Genomic DNA, 15,822 nt, shown 5'->3' with positions numbered 1-15,822 from the left:
CGTCACCGGTGGTGTGACTGATGTGACGGGTGGTACCAACGGAGAGTGCTGGGCTGCTGAGGCATCCCGCCGACCGTGTCCCCGACCACAGGATCTCTCATGCGCGCACTCACGCCCGGCACGACCCTGCGAGGCTCGCTGGCGCTCTGCTGCGCCCTCGCCCTGGGACTGCCGACGCCGGCCTGGGCCCAGGAGTCGGGGACGGACGAGCAGCTGCGCGGCCGCCAGGCCCAGGTGCAGGAGTCCCTGCAGGGGGCGCAGGGGCAGCTGGAGATCACCACGGCCGAGCTGGCCACGGCGTACGACGCCCTGGTCCAGGCCCAGGGTCAGCTGCCGCGCGCCCAGGCGCAGGAGACCGCGGCCACCCGGGTCTGGCAGGAGGCACGGCGCACCGACCGCGAGCTGGCCGACCGGCTGGCGGAGGCGACGGTCCAGGAGCAGCAGGCCACCGCGGAGCTGGCCGCCACCCGCACGGCCCTGGCCACGGTCACCGGACGGCTCGGGCAGGTGGCCGCCGAGATGCAGGCCGGCGGCTCCGGGGAGCTCGACCCGCTGAGCGTCCTCGTGCAGGCGCAGACCCCTGACGAGCTCTACACGCGCTACCAGGGCCTGGAGGCCGTGGGCAGCGTGCAGGCCCGGGACGCGCGTGACCTGGCGACCGCCCGCGCCGAGGAGACCGCCAAGCAGGCTCGCCTCGGCGCCGCCCAGGACGAGGTCGCCCGCCTCAAGAAGCAGTCCGAGCAGCGGGTCCGCACGACCGCCCAGGCCCAGGCCCAGGCGGCCACCGCCCGTGCCCGCGTCGAGCAGCTCGTCGCCCAGACCACCCGGGCCAAGGCCACGATCGAGTCGCGCAGGTCGGAGGAGGAGGCCCGGGTCGCCGACCTCGACGCGCAGGCGCGGGCGCTGACCGACGAGCTCGCCGACCGCACCCGCCGGCGCAAGGAGGCAGCCGCAGCGGCCGCCGTGCAGCAGGCCCGCGACGAGGCGGCGGACCGGGCCGCGGCCAAGGCCGCCGCGGCCCGAGAGGCTGCGCGGGAGTCGGCCAAGCAGACCGCGAAGGACTCGGCGAAGGATGCGGCCGACGCAGACACCGAGGGGGCAGCCGCGAAGGGGAAGCACGGGTCCGCCGCCGAGGCGGCGAAGGAGACTCCTACGGTGACCGGCAGCCCGGCTCCCCGGACCAGGGCGAAGGTGAAGGCCAAGCCGTCCGCCACGCCGCGGGCCCCCAGGCAGCGTGCTCCCGAGCAGCCGGCCGTCACGGCCGCGCCCCGCCCGCGCGCGGTCCCGCGCCCCGCCACCCCGCGCCGAGGCGGTGCCGTCCTCTCCATGCCGGCCGCAGGGCCGATCACCTCGCCCTTCGGCATGCGCTTCCACCCGGTCCTGAAGTACGTCAAGCTGCACACCGGCACCGACTTCGGCACCGGCTGCGGAGCGCCGGTCTACGCCGCGGCGGACGGGCAGATCGTCAGCGCGGGGTTCAACCGGGCCTACGGCAACCGCGTCGTCCTGGACAACGGCATCCTGCGCGGTCGCGACCTGGTCACCACCTACAACCACCTGACGAGCATCACGGTCCACGGCGGGCGCGTGCGGCGCGGGCAGCTCCTCGGCTACTCCGGCACGACGGGCTACTCCACCGGCTGCCACCTGCACTTCGAGACCATCGTCGACGGGGTCTTCCAGAACCCCATGCTGTGGTTGTGAGGTCGTCCTCCCGGCATACTCGCTCGAATCCCACCGCCCGGCGGCCCTAGACTGGACCGCTATGGCCAAGGAGCAGGGCACGAAGGTGATCGCGCGCAACAAGAAGGCGCGCCACGACTACCACATCCTCGACACGTGGGAGGCGGGCCTCGTGCTGTCCGGCACCGAGGTCAAGTCGCTGCGGCAGGGGCGGGCCAGCCTGGTCGACGGCTTCGCCCAGGAGTATGCCGGGGAGCTCTACCTCGAGGGCGTGCACATCCCGGAGTACTCCCAGGGCACCTGGACCAACCACGCCGCCCGCCGCCGGCGCAAGCTGCTGCTCCACCGCGACGAGCTGCTGACCATCTTCGCCAAGTCGCAGGAGAGCGGGCACACCATCGTGCCGCTGGAGCTGTATTTCAAGGACGGCCGGGCCAAGGTCGAGATCGCCCTCGCCAAGGGCAAGAAGCTCTACGACAAGCGGCAGACGCTGCGCGAGCGTCAGGACGGCCGGGAGGCCGCCCGGGCGGTGTCCGACGCGTTCAGGCGGGCGCGCGGCTGATCGGTGGCCGGTTGCAGGGAGCCGGTCGGTTAGATTCGCCGTCGTAGGGCTGTGCAGCCGACGAGCAGGGGGACCTCCATGAGCCTGACCACGACCGCTCGACCGGGTGGGACCGGGCGGCTGCCGGCGGCCCTGGCCGCCACGGTGGTGTCCCTGTGGCTGCTGCTCATGGGGGCGGTGCCCGCGTCGGCCGTGACCGCGTCGGCCATCGCCGCTCGGGCCGAGGGCACCGACCGGGTCCTCCACCTCGCCGTGGACTACCGCGTGGACGCCCAGGGCGGCGTCGACGTGACGGAGTCCTACCAGTACCAGTTCAACGACCAGGGCCGGCACGGGTTCACCCGCTATGTCCCCACCGTCGAGGGCTATGACCCCAAGGGTGGCAGCGCGGACAGCACGGAGCACCGGGTCTACGAGATCCGCGACATCAAGGTGACCAGCCCCGACGCGCCCGCCGACGCCTCGGTCAGCACCCTCGGCAACAACACCGTCATCCGGGTCGGCAGCGCCAGCCAGACCGTCAGCGGCACCAAGCACTACGTCATCAGCTATCACCTGGACCACGTCGTCAACGAGCAGAAGGCCGGGGTCGAGTTCTACCCCAACGTCCTGGGCAGCCAGTGGCAGCGGCCGATCGACCAGGTCGACGTCACGGTGACCGGTCCGGCGGCGCCGCTCAAGGTCGGGTGCACCTATGGCCCCGTGGGCACCAAGAAGGTCTGCGCGACGGCCACGAACGGCACCCCCGCGAGGTTCTCCGCCACGGGCCTGGCACCGCGCGACGCCATGACCGTCGGCGCGATGTTCCCACGCTCGGCCTTCACCGATGTCAGCAAGCAGATCGAGCAGGGCGGCCCGGAGACCTCCGACGGCCGCGTGGCCATGTCGCCGTCCGAGGCCAAGGCCCGCACCCTCGGCCAGCTCGGCGTGGGGCTCGGGGCGCCGCTGCTGGCCGCGCTCGGCATGGGGGCGCTGGTGTGGCGCCGCGGCCGGGACGAGCGGTACGTCGGGCTCGCGCCGGACACCCTGCCGGCCCCCGGTCAGCAGGTCGAGACCACCCGCGGCGGCAAGGCCCTGCCGGTGGCCGTGCGGTTCACCCCGCCGGACGACGCGACGCCGGGCCTCATCGGGACGATCTACGACGAGTCGGCCGACACCATCGACGTGTCCGCCACCGTCATCGACCTCGCGGTCCGGGGCTACCTGCGGATCGAGCAGACCCAGGACGGCGGCGTCTTCCAGACCAACGACTGGAAGCTGGAGTACCTCGGCACGCCCAAGCCGGGTGACCGTGGGCTGCTGCGCTACGAGCGGACGATCCTGGACGGGATCTTCACCTACGGCACGCCGGTGATGATGTCCGAGCTCAAGAACCGCTTCGCCCCGACGCTGGCCGCGGCCAAGCAGGAGATGTATGCCGAGACCGTGCAGCGCGGCTGGTTCCGCAGCTCGCCGGAGCAGGTGCGCAATGCCTTCGGCTGCCTGACCTGGCTGCCCTTCCTGCTCCTCGGCGGCTGGTTCTTCTTCGGCAGCGGGTCCTTCGTGGGCGCGCTGGAGTCCGACCAGATCGCCGGCATCGAGCTGCCCGTGCCGTCGCTGCTGCTCGCGGGCGCCGGGCTGTTCGCGGTGCCGTTCATCGTGCGGGCCCTCGCCAAGCGGATGCCCGCGCGGACCGCCGACGGGTCCGCGGTGCTCTACCAGGCCCGCGGGTTCCGGGAGTACCTCCTGACCGCCGAGGCCGAGCAGATCACGTTCGACGAGGCGCTGGACATCTTCAGCCGCTACCTGCCCTACGCCGTGGTCTTCGGCGTGGCGGACCGGTGGGCCAAGGTCTTCGCCCAGGTCGCGGAGATGGCCCAGGCCCAGGGCTACGACGTGGGCATGCCGACCTTCTACGTGTGGTACGGCGGGGGCTTCGGGGACTTCTCCGACTTCGGCAACGCCGTGGACTCGTTCTCCACGACGGCGGCCGGCGCGTTCAGTCGACGCCGGGCTCCTCGGGCGGCAGCGGGTTCGGCGACGGCGGGTTCGGGGACTTCGGCGGCTTCTCCGGCGACGGCTTCGGCGGGGGCGGCGGCGACTCCTGGTGAGGTGACCGGCCGCCGGGCGCCGACCGGGCGAGCCGACGAGAAGAGCTGACGACAGGACGCGTCGGGGGACGCGTGGAGATCGACATGGGTCGGGCCGCCCGGGCGCCGTGCGCCGGGCGGTCCGACCCACCGGGGGAAGGTCCAGGGGGACACGATGGCGAGGACGGATCTGGGTTTCGTGGTGCTCGGCGTGCTGCCGGTGCTGCTGGTGGCGGGGGTGCTGTGGTGGTTCCGGCGGCGACGCCGCGACGAGATGTACGTCGGGGTGACGCCCGGGGAGAGGCCCGCACCGGGCACCGGCATACGCACCCGTCGTCTGGGAGGCACGGGGGAGTGGACCGGGACGGTGGCGGTGCGGTTCACGCCCCCGGACGGGGTGACCCCCGGGATCGCGGGCACGGTCGTCGACGGACGCGCCGACCAGGTCGACCTCAGCGCGACCATCATCGACCTCGCGGTGCGGGGCCACCTCACGCTCACCGCGGTGCCCGGGGACGGCTCGACCCGGGCCGAGGATCCCGACGGGCCCTCGCGCGCCGTCGACTGGGAGCTGGAGCGGCACCGGGAGGTGCGCGACGGGCTGCGGCCCTTCGAGGCCGAGCTGCTGGGCGAGCTCTTCGCCGGCGGTGACCGGGTGCGGCTCTCGGCGCTGCGGGGGAGCTTCGGGATGACCTTGCGCAAGGCCCAGATCGGGCTCTACCGCGAGGTGGTGGACCACGGGTGGTACGTCGACCACCCGCAGCTGCGCAACCGGCGGCTCGGCTGTCTCGGCTGGCCGATCCTGCTCGCCGGTCTGGCGCTGCTGGGGCTGCTCGCGGTCGACCTGGTCACCCACCGGCGCTACGGGCCGCTCGAGCTGCTGCCGGGTCTCGGCCTGCTGGTCTCGGGGCTGCTGCTGGTGCGGGGCGGGCGGGGGCGGACCCCGCGCACGGCCGAGGGCACCGCGGTGCGGGTGCAGACGCTGGGCTTCCGGGAGTACCTCACGACCGCCGAGGCCGACCAGATCCGCTTCGAGGAGGCGCGCGACGTCTTCAGCCGCTACCTGCCCTATGCCATCGTCTTCGGCTGCGCCGACCGGTGGTCGCGGATCTTCGGCGAGGTCGCGGCCCGGGCCCACCTGGCCGGGGTCGCCGACGTGGCCTTCGACCTGGACTGGATCCAGGGCGTCGACCTGCTCGCGGACGTCGCCCACCTGGGGATTGACGTGGTCCGCGTGGTCGACGCCTTCGACGGGCCGGGGCTGGTCGACGTGGGTGCGGGGCTCGGTGACCTCGTCGACGGCGACCTGGTCGAGACGCTGTCCAACGGGCTGGGCGAGCTGGCCTCGGGGGTGGGCGACTTCGTGGCGTCGTCGGCGGACCTCGTGGACGGTCTGGACGGTTGCGACCTGGACGGCTGCGACCTGTGAGGTCGGCCCGCCCCCCGCCCCCCGGGCCGGGGGGCGGGGGGTGTCCCTATGTTCTTCGTCAAGCGGTGAGGGGCGTGGGTGCGGGCGCTGGGGCGCGGTAGGTCTCGTGGTTGCGGAGCATGGCGTGCAGGACGTCGCAGCGTCGTCGGGCGAGGCAGATGAGTGCGGCGTTGTGCTTCTTGCCTTGGGCGCGTTTGCGGTCGTAGTAGGCGCGGCTGACGGGGTCGAAGCGCAGGGCCGCAAACGCGGATAGGAACAAGGCTCTCTTGAGGTGCTTGTTGCCTGACCTGGAGGGGTGCTCCCTGCGGATGCTGGTGCCGGAGCGTCGCGTGACGGGGGCCAGGCCGGCGTACGCGGCGAGGTGTCCGGCGGTGGGGAAGGCCGAGCTGTCACCGACGTCGAGCAGGATCCGGGCTGCTGTCCTGACTCCGACGCCGGGCATCGAGGTCAGGACCTCGGCAAGAGGGTGGGCATCGAGGACTTTCTCGACCTGGGTGGCCAGATCGGCTCGTTGGGCCAGGGTTGTGCGCAGCGTCGCGGCCAGGTGTGGCAGGACCTGCTCACCGGCGGTGGTGCCGGCCACGACCACGGTCTGCTCGGACAGGGCCGCCATGATCGCGTCGGTGAGCTCGCCCGCGCCACGGGGGTTGGCCTTGGTGATGACGCGTGCCAGGCGTGCGCGCCCGGCGCGGGTGATGCCTTGCGGGCCGCCGAGGTGTTCCAGGACGGCCAGGCCGGCCTTGGTGGCGATCTTGGGTCCGAGGACTCGTTCGAGGGCGGGGTGGAACTGGGTGAGCAGGCCACGGATCCGGTTGCTGAGGCGGGTGGCTTCGGCGGCGAGGTCGTCGTCGAAGCCGACCAGGACCTTCAGCTCGGCCAGGGCCTCTTCGCCGACGTCCACGCGGCGCAGGGTGTGGGGCATGGTGCGGGCAGCGTCGGCGATGATGAACGCATCGCGGGCGTCGGTCTTGGCGTTGCCCGGGTGCAGGTCGGCGATGCGGCGCATCGCCAGCCCAGGCAGGTACGCGACCGCGATCCCCATCGAGCGGGCCACTGCGATCGGCAGGGCGCCGATGGTGTTGGGCTGGTCAACGATCACCAGGACCCGACCCCGGGCGGTCAAGGTCGTGAAGAGTTCTTCCAGCCGTGCCTGGTCCTGGGGTAGGGCCTTGTCGAAGACCTTGTTGCCCGCGCAGTCCAGGGCGCAGGCGTGGTGGTCTTGCTTGCCAACGTCCAGCCCGCACCAGATGTCGTAGCCGATGTCCTCGCTCATGACGGTGACCATCCTTGCATCGCAGGACCGGTCGCCAGGCTGTGGTGAAGCGTCAGCTGCCGGCACCCACGTTACGAAGAGACCTCATCTTGGGCCGTGTCCCTATCAGCGGTCAGACCGACGCCACCAGGCCCGGTGACAACACCCCCCCCGGATCATGGAAGAGACAGGGGTGGTAAGTCATGCCGGGCCCGGCGACCGTGACCCCGCACCGCGGGGCCACCAGCAAGGTAACGTGGGCGGGCTCGCCGGTCCGGTGCGTTCGTCGCGGCCTCCGGCCGGAGCCGGACGCCGCGACGCGAGACGGGTGCAGAGCGGGAGGCGGGGCGCCCAGGCCAGACGGACGAGGGACGCCCCGTCCGGCGGGCGGTATGCCGGGGCGACGCGGCCGCTCAGGCCCCGGCGGTGACCCGCACGAGCTGGCGGACCAGGGCATGGCTGCGCTCGAACGACGACAGCGGCAGGAACTCCGCCGTGCTGTGGAAGTTGTGCGCGCCGGTGAAGAAGTTCGGCGTCGGGATGCCCTGCCGGGACAGCCAGGACCCGTCGGTCCCGCCGCGCATCGGGAGGGGGAGCGGCTCGATCCCGAGGCCGCCCATCGCCCGCAGCAGGTGCGCCACCGCCGGGTCGTCCGGGGCCAGGGAGTCGGCGATGTTGCCGTAGACGTCCTCGACGGCCAGCTCGATCACGGCCCGCGGGTGCATCGCGCGCACGGCCTCGACGGCGTCGCGCAGCTCGGTCTTGCGGGCGGCGAACCGCGCCCGGTCGTGGTCGCGGATGCTCACGGTGAGGACCGCCTCGGCCTGGCCGCCGGTGATCCCGTCGACCCACAGGTAGCCCTCCCGCCCCTCGGTGCGCTCAGGGGTCTGGGCGCGGTCGAGCCGGTCGATCACGTCGGTGGCGACCAGGATCGGGTTGACCAGCACCCCCTTCGCGGCCATCGGGTGGGCGGTGACCCCCTCGACGCGGATCGTCGCGGTCGCCGCGTTGAAGGTCTCGGTCACCAGCTCGCCGAGCTCGCAGCAGTCGATGGTCCAGGCGTGACGCACCGGGAAGCGGTCGAGGTCGAGGGTGCGCACGCCGCGCAGCCCGATCTCCTCGTCGGGGACGAAGGCCAGGTGGACGTCGCCGTGCACCTCGTCGGCGCCCGCGTCCAGCAGCCCCGCCGCGGCCTCCATGAGCACGCTGATGGCGGCCTTGTCGTCGGCGCCCAGGACGCTGGTGCCGTCGGTGACGAGGAGCCGGTCGCCGGCATACCGCGCCAGCTCGGGGTGCTCGGCGACGCGGATCCAGCGGTCCCACCGCCGGTCTAGGCACACGTCGCCGCCGTCGTGCTCGACGACGCGTGCGTGCACCTCGGGGCAGAGGTCGACGTCGACGGTGTCCAGGTGGGCGCAGAAGCCCACGGCGGGCACCGGCGGGTGGCCGTCGGGCAGGGTCGAGGGGATCCGGGCGGTCAGGACCGCGGTGTCGGACAGGTGGACGTCCGCGGCGCCCATCGCCACCAGCTCGTCGCGCAGGAGCTCGGCCAGCTCGCGCTGCCCGGGCGTCGACGGCACGACTACCGCGGCGGCGTCGCCCTGGCTGGTGACGGCGGAGTAGCGAAGAAAGCGCTCGACGAGGGCGTCCTGGATCCCGTGCGTGTCCACGCGGTCATTGCACCACGAGGTCAGGCCACCACGACGAGGAGGTCGCCTCCCTCGACGGCTTGCGTCGGACCGATGGCCACGCGCTGGATCGTTCCAGCCACGGGGGTGGTGATCGCGGCCTCCATCTTCATGGCCTCGATGGTGGCGACCTGGGTGCCCGCCGTGACCTCGTCCCCGACCGCGACCGCGAGCGTCACCACCCCGGCGAAGGGCGCCGCCACCTGGCCCGGGACGCCCGCGTCGGCCCGCTCGGCGGTGGCCACCGCCGAGGTCACCGACTCGTCGCGGACCGAGATGGTGCGCAGCTGGCCGTTGATGGTGCACAGGACGTTGCGCATGCCGCGGGCGTCGGGCTCGCCGATGGCGGTCAGCCCCAGGAGCAGCGTCTTGCCCCGCTCCAGCGGGACCTCGTGCTCCTCGCCGACCGCCATGCCGTGCAGGAACTCGCGGGTGCTGAGCACGGACAGGTCGGAGTAGGTCTCCAGCGCCCGCTCCAGGTCCGCGGTCGGCCCGGGGAACAGCAGCCGGTTCAGGGTGCGCCGCGGCTCGGTCCGCAGCGCCTGCTCGTCGTCCGCGGAGAGCTCGGTGACGACCGGGCGGGCATGCCGGCCCGCCAGCGCCTTGGTCCGGAAGGGCTCGGGCCAGCCGGCGGGCGGGGTGCCGAGGTCACCGGCGAGGAAGCCGATCACCGAGTCGGGGATGTCGAAGCGCTGCGGGTCCTGCTCGAACGCAGCAGGATCTGCGCCGGCGCCCACCAGCGCCAGCGCCAGGTCACCCACGACCTTGGACGAGGGGGTCACCTTGACGATGTTGCCGAGGATCCGGTTGGCCGCGGCATACATGTCCTCGATCTCCTCGAAGCGGTCGCCCAGCCCGAGCGCGATCGCCTGCTGGCGCAGGTTGGACAGCTGGCCGCCGGGGATCTCGTGGTGGTAGACGCGCCCGGTGGGACCGGGCAGCCCGGACTCGAAGGGGGCGTAGAGCCGGCGGATGGCCTCCCAGTAGGGCTCCAGGTCGCAGACCGCGTCGAGGTCCAGGCCGGTGGCCCGCTCGGTGCCGTCGGTGGCGGCGACCAGGGCGGACATGGAGACCTGGGAGGTGGTCCCGGACATGGCGGCGCTGGCGACGTCGACCGCGTCGACGCCGGCGCCGATCGCGGCGAGCAGCGTCGCGAGCTGGCCGCCCGCGGTGTCGTGGGTGTGCAGGTGCACCGGCAGGTCGAAGGACCGGCGCAGCTCGGTGACCAGGCGCGCGGCCGCGGGGGCGCGCAGCAGACCGGCCATGTCCTTGATCGCGAGCACGTGGGCGCCCGCGTCGACGAGCTGCTCGGCGAGCCGCAGGTAGTAGTCCAGCGTGTACGTCCGCTCGCCGGGGTCGAGCATGTTGCCCGTGTAGCACAGCGCCGCCTCGGCGACGGCGTGGTCGGTCGCGAGCACCGCCTCGATCGCGGGCCGCATCTGCGACACGTCGTTGAGCGCGTCGAAGACCCGGAAGAGGTCGACGCCGGTGCGGGCGGCCTCGGCCACGAAGGCCTCGGTGACGGCCAGGGGGTAGGGCGTATACCCGACCGTGTTGCGCCCCCGCAGGAGCATCTGGATCGGGAGGTTGGGCAGGGCCTCGTGCAGCAGCGCCAGCCGCTCCCAGGGGTCCTCGTGCAGGAAGCGCAGCGCTACGTCGTAGGTCGCGCCGCCCCAGGCCTCGACCGAGAGCAGGCCGGGGAGCATGCGGGCGACGTAGGGCGCGACGTGCAGCATGTCGCGGGTCCGCACCCGGGTGGCGAGCAGGGACTGGTGGGCGTCACGGAAGGTCGTGTCGGTGACGGCCACCCGGGTCTGCTCGCGCAGTGCCCGGGCCCAGCCCGCCGGGCCGAGGTCCAGGAGCCTCTGGCGGGAGCCCGCGGGCGGGGCCTGGCGCCATACCTGCGGGTCCAGGACGGGCAGCTTGTCCCGGGCCGAGCGCTGGGTGCGCTGCGGGCCGTGGGGCTGGTTGACGGTGACCTCGGCGAGGTAGGTGAGCAGCTTGGTGCCGCGGTCGGCGGGGATGCGCCCCTGCAGCAGCTCGGGCCGCTCGTCGATGAAGCTCGTGGTCACGTGCCCGGCGATGAACTGCGGGTCGCCGACGAGCTGCTCGAGGAAGGCGATGTTGGTGGAGATCCCGCGGATCCGGAACTCCTGCAACGCTCGTTGGGTCCGGCGCACCGCCGTCGCGAAGTCTCGCCCGCGGCAGGTGAGCTTGACGAGCATCGAGTCGAAGTGAGCACCCACCTCGGCGCCGTCGAAGACCGTGCCGCCGTCCAGGCGCACGCCCGCGCCGCCGGGGGAGCGGTAGACCATGATCCGGCCGGTGTCGGGGCGGAAGCCGTTGGCCGGGTCCTCGGTGGTGATCCGGCACTGCAGCGCGGCACCGCGCAGCCGGATCGCGTCCTGCGTCAGGCCCAGGTCGGCCAGGGTCTCGCCCGCGGCGATGCGCAGCTGGGCGCTCACCAGGTCGACGTCGGTGACCTCCTCGGTCACGGTGTGCTCGACCTGGATGCGCGGGTTCATCTCGATGAAGACGTGCCGCCCGTCCGGGCCGAGCAGGAACTCCACGGTGCCGGCGTTGACGTAGCCGATGTGCCGGGCGAAGCGCACCGCGTCGGCGCACATCCGCTCCCGCAGCGCCGGGTCCAGGTCAGGCGCCGGGGCGATCTCGACGACCTTCTGGTGGCGGCGCTGCACCGAGCAGTCCCGCTCGAAGAGGTGGACGACCTCGCCGGTGCCGTCGGCCAGGACCTGCACCTCGATGTGCCGCGGGTCGACCACGGCCTCCTCGAGGTACATGCGGTCGTCGCCGAAGGCGCTCGCGGCCTCGCGCTGCGCCTCCTCGATCGCGGCGCGCAGCAGCGCGGGCTCGGCGACCCGTCGCATCCCGCGTCCGCCGCCGCCGGAGACCGCCTTGACGAAGAGCGGATAGGTGAATCCCTCCGCGGCGCGCAGCAGCTCGTCGACGTCCGCGCTCGGCTCGGAGTCCTTGAGGGTGGGCAGGCCCGCCTCCTGGGCGGCCTGGATGGCACGGGCCTTGTTGCCGGTCAGCTCCAGCACGGTGTGCGGCGGCCCCACGAAGGTGATGCCCTCCTCCTCGCACCGCTGGGCGAGGTCGGGGTTCTCCGAGAGGAAGCCGTAGCCGGGGTAGATCGCGTCGGCCCCCGCCTCCTGGGCGGCGTGGACCATCCCCGCCACGTCGAGGTAGGCGCGGACCGGGTGGCCCTGCTCGCCGATCTGGTAGGACTCGTCGGCCTTGAGCCGGTACTCCGCGTTGCGGTCCTCGTAGGGGAACACCGCGACGGTGGTGGCACCGAGCTCGGTGGCGGCGCGGAAGGCGCGGACGGCGATCTCGCCGCGGTTGGCGACCAGGACCTTGCGGAACATGGTTCTCCTTCGAGGGTTCGAGGTGGGAGGGAGGAGGCTAGCGCGGTGTGCCCCGATCCTGACGCAGATCACGTGCTCGATCGTGGGGGTGGTCACGGTGTGGTCCTGCCGGGGAGCTCGCCGAGGGCACCACGACGCGGGTCGTAGGCCCAACCGGGATCGGTCAGGATGCGGGCCAGGGCCAGCCCGGAGCTGACGGCGGCGACGAGGAGCATCGCCGAGCAGGTCTCGGCGAGGAAGTCCGGCATGGACCCGGCGTTCAGATGGTGGAGCGCCTGGTGCATCGTCGTGCCGGGCAGCATCACCACGGCTGCCGGCACCGAGACGGTGATGCGGGGCAGCTGGGCCCAGGCGGCGCATCCGGCCGCCAGGAGACCGAGCACGAGCCCGGCGGCGAGGCAGGCGTTCTGCGGAGGCTGGCCGAGGCGGGCGAGGCAGATCCGCACCAGGTTGGCACCGCCGCCGACCAGGGCGGCGAGGACCACCATCCGCAGGTGGGAGTTGAAGAGGACGGCGAAGGCCCCGACGGCCACCACGCCTACGACCGCGGCGACGGGCAGGCTCAGGGGCGACCCGCCCGACGGGGCGGGGAGCATGGCCGAGGCGCCCGTGAGCGAGGAGACCGACCAGGCGACGCCACCGGAGACTCCGAGGACGCTCGTGACGTGGACCAGCCGGCCCTGGGCCGCCATCACGTCCAGGTGGGCCAGGTCCAGGAGGGCCGTGTAGAGCGGGAACCCGGGCACCAGGTAGAGCAGAGCTGCGACCTGTCCTGCCTGGTGGACCGGCGCAGGCTGGTGCAGCAGGCCGACCAGGCTCGCCAGCAGGACATGGGTCAGGCAGGAGACCAGCGCTGCTGCGGCGACGGCGGCGAGGTCCGCGAGGTGTCGTCCGACGAGTTCCGTGCGGGCCCGCTGGCCCAGGCCTGCAGCCAGGCAGACGGCCAGGGCGTCCGCGATCCCCAACCCGGACGACAGGGCGAAGGCTGCGCATCCCACACCGGCGGCGAAGGCTCTGGTGGCAGGTCCCCAGCGCCCCGGGACCTCCAGCACCCGCGAGAGGCGGGCGTCGATGGACGACGCCGCCTCGTCGCTGCGGACCGTGGCCGCCAGGCCCTCCAGACGGGCGATGCGCCCCGCATCGACGTGGGGGCCGGCGACCTCGCGCACTATCGTCCGGAACTCCTCGCCCCGGCGAGCGGTGACCGCGATGGAGGTCATGGTCACGGTCGCGTCCAGGGCATCGATGGAACGGGCGGCGGCGACCGTGCGCATGGCCTGCCGCACCCGGTAGGAGCCGGTGCCCGCGGCTGCCAGGTGTCCGCCGAGGCGCAGGATCACGCGCACGTCGTCGCCCAGCCGGGTGCGGCCGACCTGCGGATCCGCCGAGATCACGTCATGGGGCTCGCCCATCGGTCTCATCGACACCTCCCGGGGCAACGGCGCGGGAGGATCGGCGCAAGGCCGGGGGTGGCCCCGGCACTCATCGCGTCCTGCCCTCGGCCGGGGCTGGCACGGCAGTCGTGGCAGGCGACCGGGCTCGTCCCCCGGAGGGGGCATCACCGTTGCGGGACAGCGCCGGGATCACACCGGCTTCGCTGGGACACGACCGGCCAGGGGGACCCTGGCGCGTCCATCATGGCACGGCCCGACCGGTGCTCTGCTCTCGGTGTCCGGCAGGGCCTCGCCCGCGCTGCCCGGCGGGACGGCCGACGGTGCCGCGGGATGCGTCGCGAAGGATCAGGCGACCTGGGCGATGTCGTACGCGACATACGCCCGGGGGGTCCCGGCCGGCGTGATCTGCACGGTGCGGCGGTGCCCGCCGCGCGGGGCGGCGACCCGGACGGTGACCGTGGCTCCGGCGGGTCTGCCCGCAGTCGGCGCGGGCGAGGTGGCGGCCCGCCCACCGACGCTGACCCGCACCTCGAGGGCGGCCCGGTCGGGGCAGGCGATGGTGAGCTCGCAGGTGCCCGGCGACCGCTCGTCCTGCCCGCCGACCAGGACGGTGGTGGTGACCGGTGGGGCACCGCCCGGCATCGTGCGTCGGGGTGTCGTCCGTCCAGGCGCGGTGCGTGCGGGCCGGGTCGTCCGGTGCAGCATCCGCGTGGTGCGGCGCAGCGTCCGGGCCGATCCGGCGTGGGTCCGGCCGGACAGCAGGAGTCCCACCAGGGCTCCGGCGAGGAGCGATCGGGTGCCGGTGACCAGCGACATGGCTCCTCCTCCTGACCGTGGTGGCGTGGCCCGTCGACCCTAGCGGCCGGGCCGGGCGCGGTCGAGACGAGGACCGTTGTCCCCCAGCATTATCCAGGAGCCGCTCGGGGTATTCCCAGGGAGCGCTGCCAGGCCCGGGCACGAGAGCGCCGGGGAAGGCGTGGCCACACCTGCCGCCGGTCGTCGGACCCGCCTGCGCCCCGACCCCCGGCTCACCCGGCCACCGGCGGTAGGTTGCCGGGGTGACCGGCGACGTGCTCCTGCCCGACAGCCCCGCGCGCGCCGCGGCGCAGCGCCGCACCGTCCGCACCCTCGCGGTCACCAACGCCGTCGGCGGCGTCGGCGTCACCACCGGCATCACCGTCGCCACCCTGCTGGCCGCCGACGTGTCCGGTCGTGAGTCGCTGGCCGGCCTGTCGCAGACCGCCCAGGTGACGGGCGCCGCGCTGTGGGCCTTCGTCCTGTCCCGCGTGATGACCGCCCGCGGGCGCCGGGTCGGCCTGGTCATCGGCTACGGGATCGGGATGACGGGGGCGCTGCTCTGCGTCCTCGCCGGCGTCCTGCGGTCCTTCCCGCTGCTGCTCGGGGCCGCCACGCTCTTCGGGGCCGCGGGCGCCGCCAACTCCCAGTCCCGGTTCGCCGCCACGGATCTCGCGACCGAGGAGCACCGCGGTCGCGACCTGTCCCTCGTGGTGTGGGCGACCACCATCGGGGCGGTCACCGGCCCCAACCTCGCGGGTCTGGGCGGGTCGCTCGCCATACGGCTGGGCCTGCCCTCGCTCACCGGCGCCTTCCTGCTCACCGCCCTCGCCCTGCTCGTCACCATCGCGCTGGTGCACCTGCTGCTGCGACCGGACCCGCTGCTCGCCGCCCGCCAGGAGCCGGGCCGCCCCACCCAGGAGGTCTCGGCGTGGGAGGTGGTGCGCACCCGGCCGACGGTCGCCGCCTGCATGGTCGCCATCGCCCTGGCCCAGACGGTCATGGTCGGCGTGATGATCATGACCCCCATCCACATGCGCCACGGAGCCGCGTCGGTGCAGGTCATCGGGCTGACCATCAGCGGCCACATCCTCGGCATGTATGCCTTCTCGCCCCTCGTCGGGCGGCTCGTCGACCGCTGGGGTGCCTGGCGGGTCATGCTCCTCGGTGCCGCGGTGGAGGCGGCGTCGGTCGCGCTGGCTGCGCTCACCCACGCCGGGGCCTCGTGGCTGCTGTCGCTGGCGCTCTTCGGGCTGGGGATCGGCTGGGCCTTCGCGATGATCGGCGCGTCGAGCTCGCTGGTGGGCGCCACCCCGCTGCTCGCGCGCGCCCCGGTCCAGGGGCTGTCCGACCTGTGCATGGGACTGACGGCCGCCGTCGGCGGGGCGCTCGCCGGCGTCGTCGTCGGCGCGCTCGGCTACCCGGCGCTCGCTCTCTCCTGCCTGCCCGCCTGCCTGGTCGTCGGCCTCTGCGCGGTGCGGGTGCGCCGCCTCGGCGGGCCTGACCGCAGCGGTGCCGGGGCGCCGCGATAGGTTCGGGGCGATCGCAGCCCACGGAGGAG

The 15,822-nt window shown here is 73.5% G+C and carries 10 protein-coding genes and 1 riboswitch; of the genes, 5 read left to right on the top strand and 5 right to left on the bottom strand.

Annotated features, from left to right (window positions below; genetic code table 11):
• Positions 1-99: 99 nt before the first annotated feature.
• The 4 genes from MM438_RS16365 to MM438_RS10995 all read left to right on the top strand — a co-directional run bounded on the left by MM438_RS16365 (position 100) and on the right by MM438_RS10995 (position 5,743).
• Positions 100-1,704: a peptidoglycan DD-metalloendopeptidase family protein gene (locus tag MM438_RS16365; protein WP_277627961.1), complete on the top strand. Its 1,605-nt coding sequence runs from the start codon at positions 100-102 to the stop codon at positions 1,702-1,704.
• A gap of 61 nt (positions 1,705-1,765) precedes the next feature.
• On the top strand, positions 1,766-2,245 hold the full coding sequence (gene smpB / locus MM438_RS11005) for an SsrA-binding protein SmpB (protein WP_241452532.1): 480 nt from the start codon (positions 1,766-1,768) through the stop codon (positions 2,243-2,245).
• 78 nt (positions 2,246-2,323) lie between these two features.
• Positions 2,324-4,384: a DUF2207 domain-containing protein gene (locus MM438_RS11000; RefSeq protein WP_241452531.1), complete on the top strand. Its 2,061-nt coding sequence runs from the start codon at positions 2,324-2,326 to the stop codon at positions 4,382-4,384.
• Positions 4,385-4,489: 105 nt separating this feature from the next.
• Entirely contained in the window at positions 4,490-5,743 is a 1,254-nt protein-coding gene (locus tag MM438_RS10995; protein ID WP_241452530.1) for a DUF2207 domain-containing protein, read from the top strand.
• A gap of 58 nt (positions 5,744-5,801) precedes the next feature.
• Here the strand turns inward: MM438_RS10995 and MM438_RS10990 are convergent, their stop codons facing one another.
• From MM438_RS10990 to MM438_RS10970, 5 genes are all read right to left on the bottom strand, one after another.
• The gene (locus MM438_RS10990) at positions 5,802-7,016 is read right to left on the bottom strand and encodes an IS110 family RNA-guided transposase (protein ID WP_241451276.1); all 1,215 of its coding nucleotides are present in this window, start codon (positions 7,014-7,016) and stop codon (positions 5,802-5,804) included.
• Positions 7,017-7,408: 392 nt separating this feature from the next.
• A complete protein-coding gene (gene pepT, locus MM438_RS10985) occupies positions 7,409-8,665 on the bottom strand; it encodes a peptidase T (protein WP_241452529.1) in 1,257 nt (418 codons plus the stop codon).
• 20 nt (positions 8,666-8,685) lie between these two features.
• The gene (locus MM438_RS10980) at positions 8,686-12,072 is read right to left on the bottom strand and encodes a pyruvate carboxylase (protein WP_241452528.1); all 3,387 of its coding nucleotides are present in this window, start codon (positions 12,070-12,072) and stop codon (positions 8,686-8,688) included.
• A gap of 92 nt (positions 12,073-12,164) precedes the next feature.
• Entirely contained in the window at positions 12,165-13,484 is a 1,320-nt protein-coding gene (locus MM438_RS10975) for a threonine/serine exporter family protein (protein ID WP_241452527.1), read from the bottom strand.
• A gap of 121 nt (positions 13,485-13,605) precedes the next feature.
• A riboswitch (cobalamin riboswitch) is annotated at positions 13,606-13,665 on the bottom strand.
• A 146-nt stretch (positions 13,666-13,811) separates the two neighbouring features.
• Positions 13,812-14,282 (bottom strand): hypothetical protein, encoded by a 471-nt coding sequence (locus MM438_RS10970; protein ID WP_241452526.1) that lies wholly within the window; start codon positions 14,280-14,282, stop codon positions 13,812-13,814.
• Positions 14,283-14,524: 242 nt separating this feature from the next.
• Here MM438_RS10970 and MM438_RS10965 point away from each other — a divergent pair, with 242 nt between their 5' ends.
• Positions 14,525-15,793, top strand: a complete 1,269-nt coding sequence (locus tag MM438_RS10965; RefSeq protein ID WP_241452525.1) for an MFS transporter — start codon at positions 14,525-14,527, stop codon at positions 15,791-15,793.
• Positions 15,794-15,822 lie beyond the last annotated feature (29 nt).

Source organism: Arsenicicoccus dermatophilus (assembly GCF_022568795.1).
In the GTDB taxonomy this organism is placed as follows: domain Bacteria; phylum Actinomycetota; class Actinomycetes; order Actinomycetales; family Dermatophilaceae; genus Arsenicicoccus; species Arsenicicoccus dermatophilus.
The sequence above is the reverse complement of the archived record's forward strand: the minus strand, read 5'-3'. Positions and strand labels throughout refer to the sequence as shown.